This window comes from Motilibacter deserti (assembly GCF_011250635.1).
In the GTDB taxonomy this organism is placed as follows: Bacteria; Actinomycetota; Actinomycetes; order Motilibacterales; family Motilibacteraceae; genus Motilibacter_A; species Motilibacter_A deserti.
In genome coordinates this window covers 188,401-209,746 of the sequence record NZ_JAANNP010000001.1, presented here as the reverse complement: position 1 = coordinate 209,746, position 21,346 = coordinate 188,401, and the positions used below count along the sequence as shown (strand labels likewise).

Sequence of the window (21,346 nt, the reverse complement as noted above, 5' to 3'; positions counted from 1 at the left end):
CCGTAGGAACGGAGGCTGCGGGCGGCGATGGGCGCAGGTTGTGTGTGAGGGGTGGGGTTTTGCCTACCCCGTCGTAGCGGGCGGCAGCTGCCCGGGGAGCCTCAGCCCGCGGTCTGCAGCCGCCGCCACGAGGCGCTCTCGCGGCGGGCGAGCGCGGCGCGGGCGAGACCGGGGACGGCGACCCGCAGCCGGCGGGGGAGGGGCACCGCGCGGCGGGCCGAGAGGACGTCGTAGCCCGCCCCCGCCACCTCGTCGAGGATGCCGCCGTAGAGCGCGGCCGCCGTGCGGATGCAGTCGCGGCTCGTCGGGTCGAGCAGGAGCGGGCCGTGCGCGGCGGCGCGGTAGAGCTCGCGGCAGCGCTCGACCTCGAAGCGCACCAGGTCGCGCACCGGCCGGCTGCTCGTGCCCGCACGGGCCTCGGCGGCCAGCTGCTCGCGCGTCACGCCGAACCGGTCGAGGTCCTCGAGCGGGAGGTAGACCCGGCCCCGGTCGAGGTCCTCGGCGACGTCGCGGATGAAGTTCGTCAGCTGGAACGCCTCGCCGAGCGCCTGCGCCGGCGCGTACGCCCGGTCGTCGAGCGGCTCGAGGATCGGCAGCATCTGCAGCCCGATCACGGCGGCCGAGCCGTACATGTAGCCGCGCAGGTCCTCGAAGGTGGAGTACTCGGTGACCGTGAGGTCCATCGCCATCGAGTCCAGGAACGCCTTGAACAACGGGGCGGGGATGTCCCACGTGCGGATCGTGTTGATGACCGCGCGGCAGACCGGGTCGGCGCTGTCGCCCCCCTCGAGGTCGGCGAGGAAGCGCTCGCCCCAGGGCGTCAGCGCCTCCGGGTGCGGGTCCTGCAGCGAGTCGACGAACTCGTCGGCGTAGCGGGCGAAGCCGTAGAGCGCGTGCACGTGCGGGCGCTTCGCCGCCGGGAGCAGGAGCGTGGCGAGGTAGTAGGTCTTGCCGTGGTCGGCGTTGAGCCGGCGGCACTGCTCGTAGCAGGCGCGCAGTGCCGGGTCGGTGATGCCCGCCGCGTCCAGGTCCCGCTCGCTCATTGCCACCCCTCAGAGGAGAGCGCGGGACCGGTACGCCCTGTCCCGCCCGGTGATCCGCTCGGCCGCCAGTCTCCCGCTGATCAGCACCATCGGCACCCCGACGCCGGGCTGCGTGCCGCTGCCGGCGAAGACGACGTTGGCGCCCCACGTGTTGCGCGGGCGGAACGGCCCCGTCTGCAGGAACGTGTGGGCCGCCGCGAACGGTGCCCCGCGCTCCATGCCCCGGGCCTGCCAGTCCAACGGGGTCGTGACGTGCTCGACCTCGATGCCGGCGCCGAACCCGTCCAGCCCACGCTCCTCCAGGGTCGCCACGACCCGGTCCCGGTAGCGCGGGCCCTCCACGCGCCAGTCGATGGGCGCGTCGAGGTTCGGCGTCGGGAAGAGCACGTAGTAGGCCTCGCGGCCGGCGGGGGCGAGCGTCGGATCGGACGCCGTCGGCCGCGTGACGAGGTAGGACGGGTCGCTCATCAGCCGCCCCTCGTCGATGATCTCGCGGAAGACGCCCTTCCAGGCGTGTCCGAACGAGATGTTGTGGTGCGCCATCGACTCGTAGCGCGCCGAGGAGCCGGCGAGCAGGACGAAGCACGACGGGGAGTAGGCGAGCCGCTTCAGCCGCCGGGGCTCGTGCCCCAGCAGGTCGCGGTAGGCGACGGGCAGGTCGGGGTTGAGGACGACCGCGTCGCAGGGGATGCGCTCGCCGAGCGAGGTGTGGACCGCCACCGCGCGGTCGCCGCGCAGCTCGACCTTCGTCGCCTCGGTCGAGTAGCGGAACTCGACCCCGTGCTTCTCGGCCGCCGCGGCCAGTGCCCGCGGGACCGCGTGCATGCCGCCCCGGGGGAAGTAGACGCCGGCGACGGAGTCCATGTAGGCGATCACCGCGTAGATCGCGAGCGCGTCGTAGGGGGAGAGCCCGGCGTACATCGACTGGAACGAGAAGACCCGCTGGGTGCGCTCGTCCCGGAGGTACTGCTCGACCTTCGGCGCGAGGCGGCGGAAGCCGCCGATCGCCGCCAGGCGGGCCAGGCTCGGCGTCACGAGCGAGAGCGGGGAGTCGATGTTGCGGTCGATGAAGTCGCGCATCTCGTGCCGGTAGAGCTCAGACACGAAGTCGACGTAGCGGCGGTAGCCCGCGGCCTCGGCCGGGCCGCACACCCGCTCGATCTCGGCCGACATGTCGTCGACGTCGGCGTGGACGTCGAGCGTCGACCCGTCGGCGTAGGTCGCGCGGTAGAGCGGCGCCACCGGCGTCAGCTCGAGCCAGTCCTCCAGCCGCTCGCCCACGCAGTCGAGGGCGTCGGCGAGCAGGTCCGGCATGGTGAGGACCGTGGGGCCGGTGTCGAAGGCGTAGCCGCCGTCGAGCCGCAGCCCGGCGCGGCCGCCGGGGACCGCCTCGCGCTCGACGACCGTCACCTGCCGCCCCGCCCCGGCGAGCCGGAGCGCGGCGGACAGGCCGGCCAGCCCGGCTCCGACGACGACGACCCGGTCGGTGTGTCCGCGGACCTTGCGCACGCGCGGGACGCTCAGACCCGGCGCGCGGTGGCGGCGACGGCCAGCGCGCGCAGCACGTGGGCGGTGGACCGGGCGACGAGCCCGGACTCCTCGGCGGTCGCGAGCGCCTCGAGCGCCGTGTCCCGGCGCTGCGCGATCAGGCTCTCCGTCCGGTCCAGCGCCCCGGTCTCGACGATCACCTCGCGCAGCCGCTCCACGCCCTGCGCGTCCAGCGCCGGGTCGCCCAGCAGCCGGTCTACCAGCTCGCGCTGCGCGGAGGAGGCGGCGGCCACGGCCTCGGCCACGAGCACGGTCCGCTTGCCCTCGCGCAGGTCGTCCCCGGCTGGCTTGCCGGTCTCGGCCGGGTCGCCGAAGACGCCGAGCACGTCGTCGCGCAGCTGGAAGGCCTCGCCGATCGGCACGCCGTACGCGGTGTAGGCGGACATGGTCGCGTGGCCCGCCCCGGCCAGCGCGGCACCGAGCAGCAGCGGCCCTTCGACGGTGTACTTGGCGCTCTTGAACCGGGCGACGCGCAGCGAGCTCTCCACCGACTGCGAGCCGCGGGCCTGCTCGAGGACGTCGAGGTACTGCCCGGCCATCAGTTGGATGCGCATGCGGTCGTAGAGCGGCTGCGCCCGCTGCAGCGCGTCCTGGCCCAGGCCGCTGGTCCACAGCATCTGGTCCGCCCACACCAGGCACATGTCCCCGAGCAGGACGGCCGAGGCGAGCCCGAACCCGTCCGGCTCGCCGTGCCAGCCGGCCTCGGCGTGCCGGGCGGCGAAGCGCTTGTGCACCGAGGGCTGCCCGCGGCGGGTGTCGCTGTCGTCCATGACGTCGTCGTGCACCAGCGCGCAGGCGTGCAGCAGCTCCAGCGAGGAGGCGGCGTTGACGATCGCGTCGTTGTCCGGCCCGCCGGCCCCGCGCCAGCCCCAGTAGGCGAAGGCGGGGCGCAGCCGCTTGCCGCTCTCGAGGAACGCCTGGGCGGCGGCGAGGACCGGGGCGAGGTCGCTGCCGACCTCCTCGAGGCACTCGGACTGCGTGGCGAAGAAGCCGGTCAACGCGGTGCCGACGCGCGTGCGCAGCCCCTCGACGTCGAGCGGGCTCGCACCGTCCGCGACGGGCCCCACAGCGCCACCCGTGCCACCCGTGCCGGTCGGGCCGCCGGCCGGGCCTCCGAGCGGCCCGGCCGGCATCGACTCTGGCGCCGTGGTCGCCACAAGGCCTCCTGGAGGTCGCCGTCTCGCGACGGGCGCTTCGTCGGGGGTCGCCGGCGGGGCCGACGCCCCGACACGTCGCCACGAGCCTAGGACAGCAATCCTGACTCGGCAGGTCCTGCCGCCGGTAACCTCCCCTCGTGGCCCCTGGAACACCCGCCGTGCCCGCGTCGCCGGCTCCCGTCCCGACGACGACGCCGCCTGTGGAGCTGCCAGCCGAGCCACGGACCGGGGCCACGCGCCCGCCCGCCGTCGTCGGCCGGGCCGAGCGGCGCGTCGGCGCCCTGCTCCGCTCCGGTGTGCCTTCCTTCTCCTTCGAGTTCTTCCCGCCGAAGACCGACGAGGGCGAGCGCCAGCTCTTCACCGCGATCCGCGAGCTGGAGCCGCTGCGGCCCACCTTCGTGTCGGTGACCTACGGGGCCGGCGGCTCGACCCGCGACCGCACCGTGCGCATCACGCGACGGATCGCCGAGCAGACCACGCTCCTGCCGATGGCCCACCTGACGTGCGTCGGGGCGTCGCGGTCGGAGGTGCGCTCGGTCATCGGCCAGTACGCCGACGCAGGCATCCGCAACGTGCTGGCGCTGCGTGGCGACCCGCCCGCCGGCGCCGGCACGGCGTGGGAGCCGCACCCGGAGGGCATGGCGTACGCCTCCGAGCTCGTCACCCTGCTCAAGGAGCTCGGGGACTTCTCGGTCGGCGTGGCCGCCTTCCCGGAGAAGCACCCCGAGGCGGCCGACCTCGAGGCGGACGCCCGGGTCCTCGCCGCGAAGGCCGAGGCGGGCGCGGAGTTCGCGGTCACCCAGTTCTTCTTCGACCCGGCGGACTACTTCCGGCTCGTCGAGCGCGTCGAGCAGCTCGGCGCGAGCATCCCGATCGTCCCGGGCCTGATGCCGGTGACCAACGTGAAGCAGATCGAGCGCATGTCGGTCCTCTCGGGGGCCGCGTTCCCGGCGGCCCTCGCCGAGCGGCTGCACGCGGTCGAGGACGACCCCGAGGCCGTGCGCAAGGTCGGCGTCGAGATCCTCACCGAGCTGGGCCAGCGGCTGCTCGACGGCGGCGCGCCGGGGCTGCACTTCTACACGCTCAACCGCTCGACGGCGACCCGCGAGGTCTACTCCGCGCTCGGGCTCGCCCGCCGCTAGCCGTCGTCGTGCGGCCGAGCCGACGGGACGCGCTGCCCACCCGTGAGGGCTACCTCGCCCGCTGGGCGGCGCTGCACGGCGGCTACGACCCGGGCCGCTCACGGGTCGTGCGCGGCTGGCTGACGCTCACGTACGCCCTGGCGCGGCCGCTCGCGGCGGCCCGGGTGCCGCCGGACGCGGTCACCGGCCTCGGGGTTGCGGTCTCGCTCGGCGTGCCGGCGGCCGCCGCGGCGGGATCCGGCTGGCCCTTGCTGGCCGCGCTCGGGGCGATCGCCGTGGCCGTCGCCGACGGCCTCGACGGAGCCGTCGCGGTGCTCACGGACCGGGCGAGCCGGTGGGGGCACGTCCTCGACAGCGTCGCCGACCGGCTGACCGACTGCGCGTTCCTGCTCTCCCTCGGGCTGCTCGGCGCGCCGTGGCCGCTCGTCGTGGCCGCCGTGCTGCTGACCTACACCGCGGAGTACCTGCGCGCCCGCGCGGCCGCCGGCGGCATGGCGGACATCGGCGTGGTCACCGTGTGGGAGCGGCCGAGCCGGGTGGTGGTGGTGTGCGCCGGGTGCGTGGCCGCCGGCCTGGACGCCTCGCGGGCGCCGGAGTGGGCGGCCGTCGCGGCTGGGGCCGGCGTCGTCCTCGCGACCGTCGGGCTCGCTCAGCTGGCCGTCGTGGCCCGGCGCCGGCTGCGCGGCGTGCCCGTCAGCCCGCGTCCTTGAGCAGCACGGGCGCGACGCCGACGGTGAGCGAGGACCCCGGCTTGGCGGCCACCGCCTTGCCGTTGATCCCGACGGCGCCGGTGGTGCCGCTCGGAACGGTTAGCTTCACCGCCTTCGCGGGGTTCCAGACGACGCGGTCGCCGCCGACCCAGCAGGTCCACGTGCCGTCGATCGCGAGCGCGCAGCCCCGGAAGGCACGGCCGGCGAGCCAGCCGCGGACCACCGCGTACGCCCGGCCGGCGGGCGTGAGCTTGGTGCCGTCGCTCGTCATGCCGACGCCCACCTGCGGGTTGTCCCACATGTACCAGTAGGCCCGCGAGATGCCCAGCGAGGCGGTCAGCAGATAGGTGCGCGCGACGTAGCCGGCGGCGGCGGTGTCCGGCAGCTGCAGCGGAGCAGTGGTCCCGCCGGTCGGCAGGCCGTAGTTGACCTCGGTGTTCCAGACCGGCAGCGAGACGTCGCGGCGGTCCAGGCGCGCCCGGACCTCCGCGTACAGCTTCAGCATGGTCTCCGGCGTGCCGGAGGAGTCCGGGTAGATGTGCACGTTGACGACGTCGGCGGAGTCGGCGCCCCCCGCGACGAGGTAGCGCGTCAGCCAGGCCTGCTGCGCGGGTCGGCGGACCACGAAGCTCGGCGTGGTGACGGTCGCGCCCGGGTCGACGGCCTTGATCGTGTCGTGGGCGAGCCGCGCGAGGGTGACGAGCTGGGCCTCTGTGCCGCGCCAGAAGTCCGTGACGTTGGGCTCGTTCCAGATCTCGTACTCGGTGATCTTGCCCTTGTAGCGGGTGGCGACCGCCTTGACGTACTCCACCCACTCGCCGTTGTTGCGCGGCGGCGAGCTCGCGCCCGCCCCGTAGAAGGACTGTGCGCCCGGGTTCGCGGCGGCCCACTCCGGGGTCTGGCCGAGGACGAGCAGCGGTCGGGCGCCGTCACGACGCGCGGTCGCGACCGCCTTGTCCAGCCGCGTCCAGTCCCACTTGTCGTTCGCCGGCTCGATCTGCCGCCAGGTGGTGCCGCTGTCCCAGAGCCGGACGGCGCCGTACTCGGTGGCGGGCGCCTTGCCGTCGCCCAGCCCCGAAGCGTGCAGCCCGAACAGCGACGTGGGCAGCGTGCGCCCGGTCGCGAGCGGAGGGGACACGTCCTCGGAGGCCGGCAGCGTAGGCGTCGGGGTGGCGGTGGCGCCGCCCGACCCGCCGGAGCCCGTCGTCGCGGACGGTGCCGACGGTGCGGTCGACGGGGTCGGCACCGCGGGCAGCGAAGGCACGACCGGGGCGGGCAGCCCCGGGGCCGCCGGGGTCGCAGGTGGGGCGACGGGGACCGGGACGGTCGGGACGGGGTACTCCGGCAGGCCGGTGGCGCCCTTGAGCAGGCCGGTCTCGGGGTCGGTCAGCCAGCCGGGCGTCAGCGAGATCGGGGACTCCAGGCCCACCGTGTCGGAGTCACCGCCGGTGGTGAGCCCCACGGTGACGACCGTGCCCGCCGCGAGCAGCACCGCCACGCCTCCGGCCACCACGGCCTGCGTCGACCGCTTGCCGGGCAGGGTCGGCCGGCGCAGCTTGGACAGGGAGAGCGACGACAGGGAGAGCGACGATGCCTTGGGCAGCCGGGGCAGGCGCATAGACGGAGCGGGTCCTTCCGATGCAGCGGGCGGGCTCGTGCGGGTCGTCGGCGTTTCGACGATACCTGTCAGGACGCGCCGGGCCCGTGCCTGCGTTGCGCGGCGCGGCGGGCGCGGGAGACTGCGTGTCCCCGCCCCCTCGACGGACAGGAGCACGTGTGGCGTTCCGACTGACCGAGCTGGCCGACCCCGCGCCGGGCGCGGTCCGCCGCCTCGCCTGGCTCGCGACCGACGACGCCGACGTCCCGCTCGGATCGGCCTTCCTCCGGCTCTTCCCCGGGCCTGGCCAGGCGCACGTCGCGGAGGTGGCGGTCACGGTGCACCCGGCCGAGCGCCGCCGGGGCGTCGGCACCGCGCTGCTCGCCGCGGCGGCCGACGCCGCCCGGGCCGACGGCCGCACCCGGCTGCTGGCCCAGGCGCAGGAGGGGTCGCCGGCCGACGCGTTCTGCGCGGCACGTGGGCTCCGGCGCGTCCTCACGCTCGTCTACGCCCGGCTCGCCATGGACGAGGCCGACTTCGCCCGGATCGACGCCGTCTACGCCCGTCCGCACGAGGGCTACCGGCTGGTCTCGTGGGAGGGGACGGCCCCGGACGCCCTGCTCGGAGCGTTCACGGCCGCCCGCTCGGCGATGGACGACATGCCGATGAGCGAAGCGGACTTCGGCACCGTCAGCTGGGACGCCGATCGGGTACGCGCGGCTGCCGAGGCGATCGAGCGGCGCGGCGACGTCCTGCACACGGTGGCGGCGGTCTGCGAGGCGGACGGCTCGGTGGCCGGCTTCACCGAGCTCGTGGTGCCGGGCACGGGGACGGGCGACGGGCAGCACTACGGGACCGCCGTCGTGCGCGCGCACCGCGGGCGCGGGCTCGGCCGCTGGGTCAAGGCCGCCTCGATCCGCATCGCGCGCGACCGGCACCCCGGCCTCGCCGGGCTGCTGACCGACACCGCGGAGTCCAACGTCCACATGATGCGGATCAACGACGAGCTCGGCTACCGCCCGACGCACACGACCTACGAGTACCAGCTGGACCTGTAGGCCCCCGCGCGCTACGTCGTTCGCCCCTCCGCCGCGCGCAGCCGCCGCCACTCCTCCTCGGACGCGTCGGCGAGAAGCGCTCCCGCGGGGCTCGGCCACGAGCGCTCCTGTCGGTGACCGTGCCCGGACCGTACCGCCGAAAGCGCGTGCGTACAGCCCTGCCTGGCACGGCCCGACAGGCGTGAGCCCCCGGGCGCCGGGTAACAGCCCCCGAGCCACGAGGGCGAGGAGAGGATTGCCATGACGACGACGGTCGAGAAGTCGATCGAGGTCGCGGTGCCGATCAGCACCGCCTACAACGCCTGGACGCAGTTCGAGGAGTTCCCGCGCTTCATGGGCGGGGTGACCTCCGTGCAGCAGCTGGACGACCGGCGCCTGAGCTGGGTCGCCGAGATCGCCGGCGTACGCCGCGAGTGGCAGGCCGAGATCCTGCAGCAGCTGCCCGATGAGAAGGTCGCCTGGGCCGCGACAGAGGGTGCGACGAACGCCGGGCAGGTGACGTTCGTGCCGATCGGGCCGGCCAAGACCCGGGTGACGCTGCACCTGGAGTACGAGCCCGAGGGCCTCGTCGAGAGCGTCGGCGACAAGCTGAACGTCGTGGAGCGGCAGGCGGTCTCGGACCTGGAGAAGTTCAAGGCCTACATCGAGGAGAAGGGCGCGTCCGAGGGCTGGCGCGGCTCCGTGAACGAGACGATGGACGTCGGTGACGTGGGGATCGACGCCGCCGCGGACACCCAGGAGGACTCCGGCAAGGCCGGGGTGTCACCCAAGGCCGTGATCGCCGGTGCGGCGGCGGTGGTGGGCGCGGGCGTCGCGGCCGCGGCGGTGACGAAGAAGTCCGGCGGCTCCGACGACGAGGTCGTCGCGATGGAGCCCGTCGAGCCCGTGGTGCCGGCCGAGGAGGTCGTCACGGCCGAGGTCGTCGAGCCCCTGGACCCGCCGCCCCTGGTGACGGGCGAGGACTTCCGTACGGCGCCCTGACGCATCCGGGCTGGCCGGGGCTCGGCGCGCGTCAGCGTCGGCGGCGGCCGCGGGCAATCACCCAGCCGATGAGCACGGCGGCGAGCACCAAGAGGGCGATCGACGCCCAGCCGCCCTGCCACAGCGCGGGGGAGTCGCCCTCGGTCACCCGCCCGACGCTACGCCTTGCCCACCAGCTCGGCGACGATGGCCGCCGAGAGCCCGACGAGCGGGAGCCCACCACCCGGGTGGGCCGACCCGCCGACGAGGAAGAGCCCCGGCACCGGCGACCGGTTCGCCGGCCGCAGGAAGGCCGCCCGCGGGCCGTTGGAGGACGTGCCGTAGATCGAGCCGCCGGGGGAGCGCGTCTCGCGCTCGAGGTCGGCGGGCGTGCGCACCTCGCGCCAGAGCACCCGGTCGCGGACGTCGAGCCCGCGCTCGGCCATCAGGGCCAGCACCCGGTCGGCGTACGCGTCGGCCAGCCCGGGCGAGTCCCAGTCCGTCCCGGCTCCGGGCTCGTGCCGCGGCGCGTTGACGAGCACGAACCACGCTTCGTGCTCGTCGTCGGGTCGGAGCGCGGGGTCGTCCGGCGCCGAGACGTAGACGGTCGGGTCGTCGGCGGGGTGCCCGCCGAAGACGGCGTCGAACTCGGCGTCGTAGCGCTCGGGGAAGAGCACGGTGTGGTGCGCCAGGCCGGGGGTACGCCCGCGCAGGGCGAGCAGCAGCACGAACCCGGACAGCGATGGGGTGGCCCGCCGCAGCCGGCGCAGCTCGCGGCGCGCCTCCGGGCCGCGCAGCAGGTCCGCGTAGAGGTGGGACGCGTCGGCGTTGGCGACGACGACGTCGGCCGGCACCCGCTCGCCGTCCGCCAGGCGCACCCCGGCCACCCGCCCGCCCTCGACGAGCACCTCGGCGACGTCGGCGCCGGTGCGCACGGCCGCGCCCGTCGCGAGCGCCCGCTCGTGCAGCGCGTCACCGAGCCTTCGCAGCCCGCCGGGGACGTACCACGCGCCGAAGGCCTGCTCGACGTAGGGGACGACGGCGAGGGCCGCCGGCGCGCGGCGCGGGTCGGAGCCGGTGTAGGTCGCGTAGCGGTCGAGCAGCATCCGCAGCCGCGGGTCGCGCAGGTGGCGGCGCCCCAGCCCGCGCAGGCTGCGCCACGGGGCGATCGTGCGAAGGTCGCCGACCCGGCGGGAGAGCCGCACCAGGTCGCCCCGCTCCAGCGGCGACTCCAGGAACGGCCCCCGGGTGGCCTGCCAGATGCGGTGGGCGACGTCGAGGAACGCCTCCCAGTCCCCGCCGGCCCCGTTCCCCAGCGCACTGTCGAGAGCCGCGCGGACGCCTGAGCGCGAGGCGTTGGGGACGTCGACCTCGGTGCCGTCGGCGAAGCGGTAGTGGAACGCCGGGTCGACCGGCACGAGGTCCAGGACGTCCTCGAGCGGGGCGCCGGTCTTGAAGAAGGTGTCGCGGTAGACGGCGGGCAGGGTCAGTAGCGACGGGCCGGTGTCGAAGGCGAACCCGTCCCGCTCGAACCGGCCGAGCTTGCCGCCCACGACCGGCGCCTGCTCGCAGACGGTGACCTCGTGGCGCAGCGCGCCCAGCCGCGCGGCGGCCGACAGGCCGCCCATGCCTGCTCCGATGACGACCACTCGTGCCACGGCGCGGCAGCCTACGCGCCGGACACCGCGCGGCCGCGCCACTGCAGGCGCCCCTGCCGCCGGAGCCGGTGCGACCGGACGGTGAGCCAGCCGAGGGCGAGGACCCCCACGGGATGCGCGAGCGCGTCCGGCAGGGCTCGCCCGCCGGTCCGGCGCGCGACGACGGCGCGCCCCGCCACCCCCGCGGCGTAGCCGAGGAGCCCCGTGCGCGACCCGCGCAGGGCGGCGAGCGGCGGCACGACGTACGCGACGGCGAGCACGCCGAGGACGGCGGCCGCGGCGCCGGGTGGGCCGAAGGCCGACCACAGCGACTTCGCGTAGCCGTCGCGCAGCTCGGCCCAACCGTCGTACATCCGGCAGCTGGCGAGCCGGGTCCCGTCGACGACGGTGCCGCGCGCGCCGGCGCGCTTGAACGCACGTAGCAGCGCCACGTCCTCGACGACCTCTCCGCGCACCGCGCCGTGGCCGCCGGCCCTGCGGTACGCAGCCGCGTCGACGCAGAGCAGCTGGCCGTTCGCGGCGGCGAGCGAGGGGCGTGGCGACCGCTCGGCGAGGGCGAGCGGCAGTGTGGTCAGCCATGACCACTGCAGCAACGGCTGGACGAGCCGCTCGGCGAGGCTGCCTGCCTCCTGCCGCGGATAGGGGGACACGAGGTCCAGCCGGGCGGTGCGCAGCAGGGCGACTGCGGCGCGCAGCGCGTGCGGGGCGAGGACGACGTCGGCGTCGAGGAAGACGTATGCAGTGCTGTTCCGTGAAGCGGCTTTCGCGAGCTGCGCGCACGCCCAGGGCTTGCCGAGCCAGCCCGGCGGCGGCGGCGACCCCTCGACCACGCGGGCGCGCGGCCCGGCGACGGCTCGCACGACGTCGGCCGTCCCGTCGGTCGACTGGTCATCGAGGACGACGAGCTCGACGGAGGCGTCGAGAGCGGCCAGGAGGGCCTGAAGGCACGGCTCGACGCGGTCAGCCTCGTCGCGCAGCGGCAGGAGGACCGACACCTGCTCCGCGAGCGGCGGTGGCTGCTCGGACGGGACACGGAGCCGGGTGCAGTTGTACGCCGCGTGCACGGTCCCGGCCACGGCCAGCGCGGTGCCCGCCCGCACCGCGAGGCGCGCAGGGCCGCCGGTCACCGGCCCCTCGCCAGGGCGAGGGCGTAGGGGACAGCGACGACGCCCATGCCGATCGCCCCCACGAGGGCGACCGTCGGCCGGTCGAAGAACACCGCGGCCGCAAGCGTGGAGGACGCGTAGGTCCACAGGTAGAGCGCCGCGGGCACTCCCTCCGGCCCCGGCCGGTCGGGAAGCAGCGTCCGGAGCAGCGCCATGAGGACGAGCGCGACGCCGAGCCAACCTAGGAAGTTCGAAACAGGAATCCCAGGTATGCCGGGGATGCCGGGGTCGGGGTCGACCCAGTGCCAGTGCCCGGCGTCGACCATCTGTGGGTCGAGGAAGAGGTCCCAGCTGGCCAGGGCGAGCGCGCCGAGCGGCACCGTCGCCCAGGCGCGCTCGGCGGCCAGCCGTCGTCCGACGAGGAGCGAGGGGTAGGCGAACATCGCCCACGCCAGCGGGATGACGAGCGGCACGCCGAGCAGCTTGGGCCCGAGCGTCCCGCGGTAGTCGTACTCGCCGAAGGGGAAGCCGGTCGCTACCCCGAGCGCCTCGGCGGCCAGGCCGGTGCCCGCGGCGACGGCCAGGTATCCGAGGGCCCAGCCGGTGCCGCGCGTCGCGGCCGCGTGCGCCAGCACGGCGGCGAGGAACACCACGACGGTCGTGACCGTCAGTCGGTTGCGCACCGTCCCGTCGACCAGCGGGTAGGCGATCTGGCAGGCCACCGCGGTCGCCGCGAGGGCCGCGGGCAGGCGCTGCGGGACCGCCCGCGGCGCGGCCTCCGCGCGGCTCGTGGACACGCGAGGAGGGTACGCGGGCCGCCCCACGCGGGCACCTCGGCCGAAATCCGCGCGACCGGCGGTGCCCGGCACGGGCAGAGTGCGTCCATGATCTCTGCGCTGAACGACCCCCACCGTCGCGCCGCCCTCGCCGAGAAGGCGCGCCGGCTGCGCGATCTGCACCGTCCCGGCGACCCGCTCGTCCTCGTCAACGTGTGGGACGCCGCCGCCGCCCGCGTCGTGGCCGCGCAGCCCGGCGTCGCGGCGATCGCTACGGGGAGCTGGTCGATCGCCGCCGCTCACGGCGTCGCGGACGGCGAGCAGCTGCCGCTCGCCGATGCCATCGCCGCGATCGGCCGAGTCGCGGCCGCGGTGCCGCTGCCCGTCACGGCGGACCTGGAGAAGGGCTACGGCGAGGCGCCCGAGGACGTTGCCCGCACCGTAGGCCTGCTGCTCGCGGCCGGCGCGGTCGGCTGCAACCTCGAGGACAGCCTGGGTGACGACGAGGGGCCGCTGCGGCCGGTGGAGGAGCAGGTGCGCCGGCTGCAGGCGGTGCGGGCGGCGGCCGAGGCCGTCGGCGTGCCGCTGGTCCTCAACGCCCGCACCGACGTCCTGGCCGGCGGTGGCGACGTCGACGAGGCGGCGGCCCGCGGGCGCGCCTACCTCGAGGCGGGCGCGGACTGCGTCTTCGTGCTCGGCGTGGCCGACCTGCCCACCGTGCGACGGCTGTCCGAGGAGTTCGAGGGCCGGCTCAGCGTGCTGGCGCATCCCGCGATGCCGTCTCTCGCCGAGCTGGCCGGCGCGGGGGCCGCGCGCATCAGCTTCGGGCCGGGCCCCATGGGCGCCGCCTACGCCGAGCTGGGACGGGTGGCCGGCCAGCTGACGGGCCGCGGGGCGTACCCCGACAGCCTGCGCTTCCGCCCCGGCGCCTGAGGGGGTTGCATTGCTGGAGTGTCCGCTCCAATAATCGCCGGGTGGCTACCTCAGCTGCCTACCGCATCCGCCACCACGGTGTGGCGTACGAGGTCGAGGCGCCCCTCCCGGGGCGCCCCCGCGCCGCCCGGCTGCTCGCCGACGGGGTCGAGGTCGACGAGCAGCAGGCGGGCTATCTGGAACGCGCGACGCTCACCCACGGGGAGACCCGGATCGACGTCGGGTGGGACGTGCGCAACCGCGTCCGGCGGTGCGACCTCGTCGAGCACCTCGACGGAAGCCCGCTTCCGGTGCCGCGCGAGGAGCGCACTCCGCTCGAGCCGCCGCCGGGCACCCGCGCGGCGCGCATCGCCCGCTTCAAGCGCGAGCACCCCCGGGCGTACGCCGCCCGCCACGTCGCGGTCGCGGCCGCGGAGGTCCTCGCCGCCCTGCTCGGGCTCCGCCTGCTGCTGGGCCATCTGCTGCCCCGGCTGGACCTGCCGTCGATCGACATCCCGACCTTCGACCTCCCGTCCCTGCCACTGCCCCGGTTGCCGCAGCTCGACCTCCCTGAGCTGCCGGTGCCGGACCTGCCGGACCTCGCGCTCCCCGGATGGATATCGGCGATCCTGGCTTCGCTGAAGTGGTGGACACCTCTCGTGGTGGCCGCGGTGGTCGCGGCCCGCGAGGTCAAGCGGCGCCGCGCGAAGGAGCAGGCGCGCGCGGAGCGGGAGGCTGCCTACTCCTCCCGCTCTGACGCCGACAATGAGCGGCGTGGCACGGACGGTTGACCCCGAGAAGCACGCGGCCCGGCGGCTGCACATCCTGGCCGCAGCCGGGCGGTGCTTCTCCCGCAAGGGCTTCGACGCGACGACGACCGCGGACGTGTGCGCCGAGGCCGGTGTGGGCTCCGGCACGCTCTTCCACTACTTCACCAACAAGCGGGCCCTGCTGCACGCGCTGTTCGAGCTCGACGAGGCCGAGCAGGCCGAGCGCGCAGAGCGGGCGCTGGCGGAGGCCGACCCGCTTGCCGCGCTCTGGCGTCTCGTGGACGGGCTGGTGGCCGACGTGCGGGAGCGGGACTACCTCGGGCTGGTGGGCGTCGTCATCCAGCAGGCGTCGCGGGACGCGGAGTTCGCGGCCCTCGTCGCGCGGACCGAGGCGGCGACGCGCTCGGCCCTGACGGAGCTCGTGCGCCGCTGCACCGAGTCCGGCGTGGTGGACAGCGGCCACGACGCGGAGGCGACCGCATCGTGGGTGCAGTCGATGACCGACGTCGTCTATCTGCGGCTCTCCGGCGACGAGTCGCTCGACGTCGACGCGGAGCTCGCGGTGCTGCACGACGTCGTGTCGCGCTTCCTGCGCTGCGCGGCCTGACGTCAGCCGAAGCCGCGGCCCCGGTAGGCCCCGTCGACGGAGAGCACGGCGAACCGCGCGAACAGCTCCTCGGCGTACCAGCCCGTCTCCGCGGTCCGCCGGACGGCGTCGAGGTGCTCCGGGCTGCGGTGGGCGAACGCAACGAGGGTCTGCGCGGACTCCCAGAGCGAGAAGGTCCCCTGCAGCCCGACGGGCGCCTCTCCGATGCCGACGGCGAGCCGGAGCCCCGGGGAGCGGTGCAGCTGGGCCGAGACCGGCGGCACTGCGCGCCAGAAGGCGACCGCCCGGGTGGGACGGATGCGGGCGCGGGTCAGCGCGGCGACGGGGCCGTCGTGCCGACGCGGCTCGGGGTCGCCGAAGGGCTCGCGCCGCGACCAGCGCCCGCGGCTGGCGAGTGGGCGCAGCGCCACCCGCAGCTGCTCGTCGCGCAGCCGGCCCCACCGGCGGTGCAGCGGGCTCTCCCGCTCGAACCGGAGGGCGTCGCGCTCGTCGTCCCACACCGCCAGCAGCGCCCAGTGCCGGAAGTCCGCATCGCGTGTCGTGAAGGTCCGCCCCGAGCCCGTCCCCAGCAGCTTCGCGAACCGCAGCCCGTCGGCCTGCCGGAGCGGGCGGCGGTCCAGCGCCATGCGGGCGGCGGCGGAGGGAGCCCGGTGCGTCGGGACGCCCCACAGGTGCAACGTCACGTACGGCTCGGTCATCGCGGGGACGAGCCTAGGCGCACCTCACCCGTACTGCACCTCGCCGTGTCGGGTGAAGGGGAGTTCCTCCTCGACGTCGAACGGCACGCCGTGCTCGGCGCACAGCTGGCGGAGCCGCCGATAGGCGTGCCACTTCGCGCCGGGCAGAGCCGCCGGCACGAGCAACGTGCCCCACAGGACCGGGCCCGGCTCGTCGAACCGGCCGCCGTCGGCCTTGGCTCTGAGCTCCTCCGGTGCGCCCCCGCGCGAGAAGCTGAGCGCCCGCAGGTCGTCCCAGCGCCAGCGGCGGACCGCGCGGCCCTTGCGGACCACGAGGTGCTCGTCGGTGGCCCAGATCCCGTCGCTGCCCGTGCGCCAGGCCAGCAGCCCGCCCGCCGCGGCGGAGGCGGCGGCCGTGCCGGTGGCGACGGCGAGCAGGGCCCACAGCTCGTTGCCCGGCACGGACATGCCGACCGGGACGAGCACGAAGAAGAGCGCGGCGAACGCCACGAAGGGCGCCGCGACGAGCCGGCGGTCAGTGACGAGGAGCCGCTCGCCCAGCGGGTCCTGCGGCCCGGGGTCGGCCGGCTCGGCGCTGTCGGCCTCGCCCGCCCCGCCGCGCAGGACCGAGACGAGGCCGGCGGCACCGACGGCCAGGGCGCCCAGGAAGACCATCACGGCGTACGCCGTCCACTCCTCGTACGCCGGCGACCAGTGCTCGACCGTCCGCACCCGCTCGGGGTCGGCGGGGACGTACGCGACCTCGATCTCGGCGCCGGGGCGGGCCCGCGCGGAGTCCTCGACCGGCACGTCGGCCGCGACCTCGCCGCCGGCCGTGGGGAACCGCAGGGTCACCGTGTCCGGGCCGCGGCGGTGGTCGCGCACGTCCGCCGCGGCGGCGGTGGCCCGCTCCAGCCGGGACAGGTCGCGCAGGTCCGCCTCCCCGCGCCAGCCGAAGAAGGCCACCGTGCTGAGAGCGGCCCCGAGGACCAGCAGCACGCCGGCGAGCTGGCGGGCCCGGCGGCCGGGCGGGAGCGGGCGGCGCTGGGTCGGGCTGGGCCGGCTCATGGGGACGGGCTACCCCGTCGCGGCCGCCGGCGCACCTGGCGTGCGGCGGTCTCGACAGCCCCCGACGTCAGCCGGGGACGGGGGGCCTGCTGCGCTGGACCGGCGCACCATCAGCCGGTGCGGGGCGACCACGGTGCGGTGCTCGTCCTGCTGAGCCCCCGCCCCGCCGGGCGCGGCTGGACGCGGGCGCTCCAGCCGGCCGGCAAGGCATGCCGCGGCCTCTCGGGCGATGGCGGCGAGGTCGGGGGAGACCGTCGTGAGGCTCGGGGTGGCGTAGCGGCCGTCCTCGATGTCGTCGAACCCGACCAGGGCCACGTCCTCCGGGACGCGCAGCCCGCGCTCGAGCAGCGCGTGCATCGCGCCCAGCGCGAGCTCGTCGGTGAAGCAGAAGAGCGCGTCGAACCGCAGTCCCCCGTCCGCCATCCGGCGCACGGCGGCTGCGCCCGCCGCGCGGTGCAGCGACTCCACCGGCACCTCGAGCGCGGGGTCGGCGTCGATCCCCGCCGCCGCGTGCGCCGCGGCCCAGCCGGCGCGGCGCAGGCGGACGGTCTCGCGGCCCACGGGCGAGGTGGCCCCGACCGCGGCGACCCGTCGGCGCCCCGTCCCGAGCAGGTGCGCCGTCGCCTCCTGGGCCGCGGCCTCGTTGTCGATCACGACGTGGTCGGCCGCGGACGTGTCGCCCTGCTCCCCGAGCAGGACCAGGGGGGTGGGGTCGAGGCGCTCGCGCAGGTCCTGCGGGCGGAGCCCCCACGGGCTGAAGAAGACGCCGTCGACGAGCTGGTCGCGTACGCCGTCGAGCAGCCGGCGCTCGCGCTGCGGGTCGCCGTGCGACTGCTCGACCAGCAGGGTCCAGCCGCGCTCCTCGGCGGCCTCGCTGAGTGCGGCGGCGAGCGCGGAGAAGTACGGCGTGCCGATCTCCGGCACCACCAGGGCGACCAGCCCCGACCGGCCGCGCCGCAGGCTGCGTGCGGCGGAGTTGGGGCGGAAGCCGAGGTCGCGCATCGCCTGCTCGACGCGGGCGCGGGTGGCAGCCGCGACGTACGGCGCGTCGTTGACGACGTTCGAGACGGTGCGCGGGGAGACGCCGGCGAGTGCGGCGACGTCGCGCATGCTCGCTGCCACGTCGCTCCCTCCCGCTCGGCCGCTCCAGGGGCAAACCCGTCCGCGTCCCCGCACGGACGTGTCTCGCGGCGCGTGCCCGCAATGCTCCGGATCATCGTGCCAGCTAGGAGCAAGCGCCCTGGCCGTTCCCTCTTGCCACGTGGCAATGCCACGTGGCAAGGTAGTCGCACACCGACTCGAGGAGGAGCGCGCCGTGATCGTCACCGCCATCCGCGACACCGACGTCCTGCCCCTGCCGCCGGGAGCCGACGACGAGGCCACCGCGATCGTCCGCGCGCTCTACACCGACGGCATCACCGCGAAGAAGGGCGCGTTCAGCCGCGAGCTCGCCGAGGGCATGCGCGAGGACATCGAGGCTGCGTTCGAGGAGGCGCGCAGCCGCCCGGGTGGCGCGGTCGGCCGCGGCCCCAAGCGGTGGTACGTCGAGATCCACCCCGAGCAGCTGCGCGCGTTCGTCGAGATCGTCGACCACCCGTGGTTCCGGAAGGTGTGCGAGTCCGTCCTCGGGCCGGACTACCAGATCGTCGAGGTCGGCTTCGACATCCCGTTCGCGGGTGCGGTCAACCAGCCCTGGCACCGCGACTTCCCGATGCCCGAGACGACCCGGCGGGAAGGGCGGCTCACCAGCCTCGCCTTCAACCTCACGGCCGTCGACACGGAGGAGGACATGGGCCCCTTCGAGATCGCACCCGGCACGCAGTGGGACTGGTCCGAGGCGTTCGGCCACGAGATGTTCCCGCCCAAGCCGCTCTACCCGCGCTACCAGGAGCGGGCCGTCCGCAAGTACCCGAAGATGGGCGACATCTCGGCCCGCTCGGCGCTCACGATCCACCGCGGCACGAAGAACGAGTCGCAGAAGTCGCGACCGGTGCTCGTCATCGGCGTCGACGCCCCCGGTGCCGGCAACGCCGAGCACCACGACCTCGCGGTGACGAAGGGCTACTGGGCGCAGCTGCCGCAGAGCGTTCGCGACCACCTCGTCTGCCCGATCGTCGACGAGCTCACCCCGATCACGCAGAAGCACAGCATCGAGGGGCTCGTGATGGGCGAGGCGGAGTAGTCCTTCGCTCCTCCGGTCGTCGGCGGCGGTGCTGTGCCAGCCCGCCGCCGACGAGGGGCCGGCGCTCTGCTGAGGACGGGCGCAGGCGTCAGGTCCGGGGCCGCGCGCCCATGAGCTTCCACGCCACTCCGGCGGCGGCGACGAGCAGCGCGGCGGCGATGCCCGATGTCACCTGCATCGCTTGGGCGAAGGCGTGGCGGGCGGCGTCGAGCAGCGCACCGCCCCCGGGCAGTGCGGCGTACGCGGCGGCGAGCGACTCGGTCACGGCGTCCTGCGTCGCGCCCGGCAGGCCGGCGAGGTCGGGCAAGCGGTCGCGGTAGAGCAGCGTGTGCGCCGTGCCCAGCAGGGCGATGCCGAGGGCGATGCCGAGCTCGTAGGACATCTCCGAGATCGCCGAGGCTGCTCCGGCCCGGTCGCGGGGCACGGCGCCGAGCACCGCGTCGGTGGCCGCCGTGAACGCCAGCCCGACGCCCAGCCCGGTGACGACCAGCCCCAGGGCGAGCCCGGCGTACCCCGGCTGCCCCTCCGCCAGTGCGAGCACCGCGAGGCCGGCCGCCGCCACGAGGAGAGCGGCCGCGAGCGCGCGGCCGGCGCCGAGCCGGGCCATGACGGGCACCGCGACCGCCACGACGGCGATCGACGCGAGCGTCAGCGGGAGCTCGCGGATCCCAGCCTCGAACGGGCTGTAGCCGCGGACCAGCTGGAGGTACTGCGAGAAGAAGAAGAGCAGCCCGCTGAAGGCGAAGACGGCGATCAGGCTCGCGGCCACGGTCCCCGCGAACGCGGGGCGGGTGAACAGCCCGACGTCGACGAGCGGGTCGGGAAGCCGTCGCTGTCGCGTCACGAAAGCGGCTCCCGCTGCGATCGCGAGCCCGAGGGACGCCGCGCCGGCGAGGCCCGGGCCGTTCTGGGCCGCGTGCTTGACCGTCCAGACGAACGGCACGACCGCCGCCGCGGACAGCAGTACGCTCCACGCGTCCAGCGGGCCGGCGGACGGGTTGCGCGACTCGGGCACCAGGGCGGCAACGGCCACGAGCACGACCAGCATCACCGGCAGGTTGATGAGGAAGACCGAGCCCCACCAGTAGTGCTCGAGCAGGGCGCCCCCGACGAGAGGCCCGAGGGCTGCGCCGCCCGAGGCGCCCGCTGACCAGACGGCGACGGCGCGCGTGCGCTGCCGCGCGTCGAGGAAGAGGTTGCGGACGATCGACAGCGTCGACGGCATGAGCGTGGCGCCCGCGACGCCGAGCAGCACCCGGGCCGCGATGAGCCAGCCCGCGCTCGGAGCGAGGGCCGCCAGCAGGGACGCGGCGCCGAACCCGCTCACGCCGACCAGCAGCAGCCGTTTGCGCCCGATGCGGTCGGCGAGCGTGCCCATGCTGATGAGCAGTCCGGCGAGGGCGAACGAGTAGGCGTCCCCGATCCACAGCAGGGCGGTCGCCGAGGGCGCCAGGTCGGCGGTGAGGGCCGGCACCGCCAGGGCCAGGACCGTGCCGTCCACCGCGAGCAGGGTGACGGCCAACGTGAGCGCGGCCAGGGCGGCCCACTGCCGGGCGCCCGCGCGCGGCGTCGTCGGCAAGGGCGGCGCGCTGGTGGGGGAGGCCATACCGGCCACGTTACCGACCGAACGGTCGGCACTGCAAACCATCCGGTCGGCTATGTAGGGTTGCCTTCTGCGGGAGCCGGAGCGGACGGAGGCGCGCTGATGGCGGGCAAGGAGCGCGACACCGCCCGCACCCGCCGAGCAGTGCTCGACGCGGCCGCCGCCGCCGTCGTGGCGCACGGGGCCGGGGTGAGCCTCGATGCCATCGCGCGCGCGGCCGACGTGTCCAAGGGCGGCCTGCTCCACCACTTCGGCTCGCGCGACGCGCTGCTGCTCGAGGTGGCCGAGGACCAAGCCGAGCTCTTCCGGGACGCGGTGGCGGCTGCCGTCGACCCTGCCGATCACGCGAAGGGCAGGCTGGTCCGCGCCTACGTCTCGGTCACCTTCGCGGCGCTCGACGACGGGCCCGCAGCGCACGACTACGTGGTGCTGGCCGCGGCGCTCTCCGCGGTGCCCGGCGTGGTCGAGGTGATGCGGCTGGACAAGCAGCGCTGGGACGAGGCGTTCGCCGCCGACGGCCTGGACCCCGACCGGGTGCTCCTCGTCGTCCGGGCCGCCGACGGCGCGGCCGTCGCTGGGCTCTACGAGGGCGGCTACGACGTCGAGCAGCTGCGCCGCACGCGCGAGCTGCTGCTGGCGCTCACCCGCGAGGACGGGCCGCTCGTCGGCAGCTAGCCGCCCCCCAAGATGGGGAGTTCTCCCCACGCGCCGGGCCTGGCCGGCGTCCTACCTTCTTCGTACGGCGATCGACGGTGCGCGGCGCGCACCGCAA

Annotated in this window: 20 protein-coding genes; 9 read left to right on the top strand and 11 right to left on the bottom strand. The window is 75.5% G+C overall.

Annotated features, from left to right (window positions below):
* Positions 1-101 precede the first annotated feature (101 nt).
* From G9H71_RS00930 to G9H71_RS00920, 3 genes are read right to left on the bottom strand one after another with little or no spacing between them, the layout of a single operon-like run.
* Positions 102-1,043 carry a phytoene/squalene synthase family protein gene (locus G9H71_RS00930; protein WP_166276526.1) on the bottom strand — a complete coding sequence of 314 codons (942 nt, stop codon included), beginning with the start codon at positions 1,041-1,043 and terminating at the stop codon, positions 102-104.
* 9 nt (positions 1,044-1,052) lie between these two features.
* Positions 1,053-2,552, bottom strand: coding sequence for a phytoene desaturase family protein (crtI, locus tag G9H71_RS00925; protein ID WP_166276525.1), 1,500 nt, complete (start codon positions 2,550-2,552; stop codon positions 1,053-1,055).
* 11 nt (positions 2,553-2,563) lie between these two features.
* On the bottom strand, positions 2,564-3,748 hold the full coding sequence (locus G9H71_RS00920; RefSeq protein ID WP_331272651.1) for a polyprenyl synthetase family protein: 1,185 nt from the start codon (positions 3,746-3,748) through the stop codon (positions 2,564-2,566).
* Positions 3,749-4,029: 281 nt separating this feature from the next.
* Between G9H71_RS00920 and metF the strand changes: the two genes are divergently transcribed.
* Together metF and G9H71_RS00910 are read left to right on the top strand one after the other, a co-directional pair.
* Positions 4,030-4,890, top strand: a complete 861-nt coding sequence (gene metF / locus G9H71_RS00915) for a methylenetetrahydrofolate reductase [NAD(P)H] (RefSeq protein WP_166278819.1) — start codon at positions 4,030-4,032, stop codon at positions 4,888-4,890.
* Positions 4,891-4,898: 8 nt separating this feature from the next.
* On the top strand, positions 4,899-5,600 hold the full coding sequence (locus tag G9H71_RS00910; RefSeq protein WP_231133968.1) for a CDP-alcohol phosphatidyltransferase family protein: 702 nt from the start codon (positions 4,899-4,901) through the stop codon (positions 5,598-5,600).
* Here G9H71_RS00910 and G9H71_RS00905 read toward each other — a convergent pair.
* Entirely contained in the window at positions 5,584-7,218 is a 1,635-nt protein-coding gene (locus G9H71_RS00905) for a GH39 family glycosyl hydrolase (protein ID WP_166276523.1), read from the bottom strand. The genes G9H71_RS00910 and G9H71_RS00905 overlap by 17 nt on opposite strands.
* Before the next feature lie 158 nt (positions 7,219-7,376).
* Between G9H71_RS00905 and G9H71_RS00900 the strand changes: the two genes are divergently transcribed.
* Positions 7,377-8,255 (top strand): GNAT family N-acetyltransferase, encoded by an 879-nt coding sequence (locus G9H71_RS00900; protein ID WP_331272649.1) that lies wholly within the window; start codon positions 7,377-7,379, stop codon positions 8,253-8,255.
* Positions 8,256-8,495: 240 nt separating this feature from the next.
* Positions 8,496-9,236, top strand: a complete 741-nt coding sequence (locus G9H71_RS00895) for an SRPBCC family protein (RefSeq protein WP_166276517.1) — start codon at positions 8,496-8,498, stop codon at positions 9,234-9,236.
* A gap of 158 nt (positions 9,237-9,394) precedes the next feature.
* Here the strand turns inward: G9H71_RS00895 and G9H71_RS00890 are convergent, their stop codons facing one another.
* From G9H71_RS00890 to G9H71_RS00880, 3 genes are read right to left on the bottom strand one after another with little or no spacing between them, the layout of a single operon-like run.
* Positions 9,395-10,873 carry a phytoene desaturase family protein gene (locus tag G9H71_RS00890; RefSeq protein ID WP_166276514.1) on the bottom strand — a complete coding sequence of 493 codons (1,479 nt, stop codon included), beginning with the start codon at positions 10,871-10,873 and terminating at the stop codon, positions 9,395-9,397.
* Positions 10,874-10,884: 11 nt separating this feature from the next.
* Complete coding sequence (locus G9H71_RS23245; RefSeq protein ID WP_166276512.1) at positions 10,885-12,000, bottom strand: glycosyltransferase; 1,116 nt, start codon at positions 11,998-12,000, stop codon at positions 10,885-10,887.
* Complete coding sequence (locus tag G9H71_RS00880) at positions 11,997-12,776, bottom strand: carotenoid biosynthesis protein (protein ID WP_166276510.1); 780 nt, start codon at positions 12,774-12,776, stop codon at positions 11,997-11,999. Before G9H71_RS00880 ends, G9H71_RS23245 begins: the two co-directional genes overlap by 4 nt.
* Before the next feature lie 87 nt (positions 12,777-12,863).
* Here G9H71_RS00880 and G9H71_RS00875 point away from each other — a divergent pair, with 87 nt between their 5' ends.
* Genes G9H71_RS00875 through G9H71_RS00865 form a run of 3 tightly spaced genes read left to right on the top strand, consistent with a single transcriptional unit; the run spans position 12,864 to position 15,044 of the window.
* The gene (locus G9H71_RS00875; RefSeq protein ID WP_166276507.1) at positions 12,864-13,688 is read left to right on the top strand and encodes an isocitrate lyase/PEP mutase family protein; all 825 of its coding nucleotides are present in this window, start codon (positions 12,864-12,866) and stop codon (positions 13,686-13,688) included.
* 41 nt (positions 13,689-13,729) lie between these two features.
* A complete protein-coding gene (locus G9H71_RS00870; RefSeq protein ID WP_166276504.1) occupies positions 13,730-14,458 on the top strand; it encodes a hypothetical protein in 729 nt (242 codons plus the stop codon).
* Positions 14,442-15,044 (top strand): TetR/AcrR family transcriptional regulator, encoded by a 603-nt coding sequence (locus G9H71_RS00865; RefSeq protein ID WP_166276501.1) that lies wholly within the window; start codon positions 14,442-14,444, stop codon positions 15,042-15,044. Before G9H71_RS00870 ends, G9H71_RS00865 begins: the two co-directional genes overlap by 17 nt.
* 2 nt (positions 15,045-15,046) lie before the next feature.
* On the opposite strand, the gene G9H71_RS00860 is transcribed toward G9H71_RS00865, so the two are convergent.
* From G9H71_RS00860 to G9H71_RS00850, 3 genes are read right to left on the bottom strand one after another with little or no spacing between them, the layout of a single operon-like run.
* Positions 15,047-15,742: a monooxygenase gene (locus G9H71_RS00860; protein ID WP_166276498.1), complete on the bottom strand. Its 696-nt coding sequence runs from the start codon at positions 15,740-15,742 to the stop codon at positions 15,047-15,049.
* 24 nt (positions 15,743-15,766) lie between these two features.
* On the bottom strand, positions 15,767-16,789 hold the full coding sequence (locus tag G9H71_RS00855; protein ID WP_166276495.1) for a DUF3592 domain-containing protein: 1,023 nt from the start codon (positions 16,787-16,789) through the stop codon (positions 15,767-15,769).
* A gap of 9 nt (positions 16,790-16,798) precedes the next feature.
* A complete protein-coding gene (locus G9H71_RS00850; protein WP_166276492.1) occupies positions 16,799-17,911 on the bottom strand; it encodes a LacI family DNA-binding transcriptional regulator in 1,113 nt (370 codons plus the stop codon).
* 226 nt (positions 17,912-18,137) lie between these two features.
* Here G9H71_RS00850 and G9H71_RS00845 point away from each other — a divergent pair, with 226 nt between their 5' ends.
* Entirely contained in the window at positions 18,138-18,971 is an 834-nt protein-coding gene (locus G9H71_RS00845) for a phytanoyl-CoA dioxygenase family protein (RefSeq protein ID WP_407939665.1), read from the top strand.
* An 88-nt stretch (positions 18,972-19,059) separates the two neighbouring features.
* On the opposite strand, the gene G9H71_RS00840 is transcribed toward G9H71_RS00845, so the two are convergent.
* Entirely contained in the window at positions 19,060-20,577 is a 1,518-nt protein-coding gene (locus G9H71_RS00840) for an MFS transporter (protein ID WP_166276489.1), read from the bottom strand.
* Between the two features lie 99 nt (positions 20,578-20,676).
* On the opposite strand from G9H71_RS00840, the gene G9H71_RS00835 reads away from it, so the two are divergent.
* Entirely contained in the window at positions 20,677-21,249 is a 573-nt protein-coding gene (locus G9H71_RS00835; protein WP_166276486.1) for a TetR/AcrR family transcriptional regulator, read from the top strand.
* Positions 21,250-21,346: the final 97 nt, after the last annotated feature.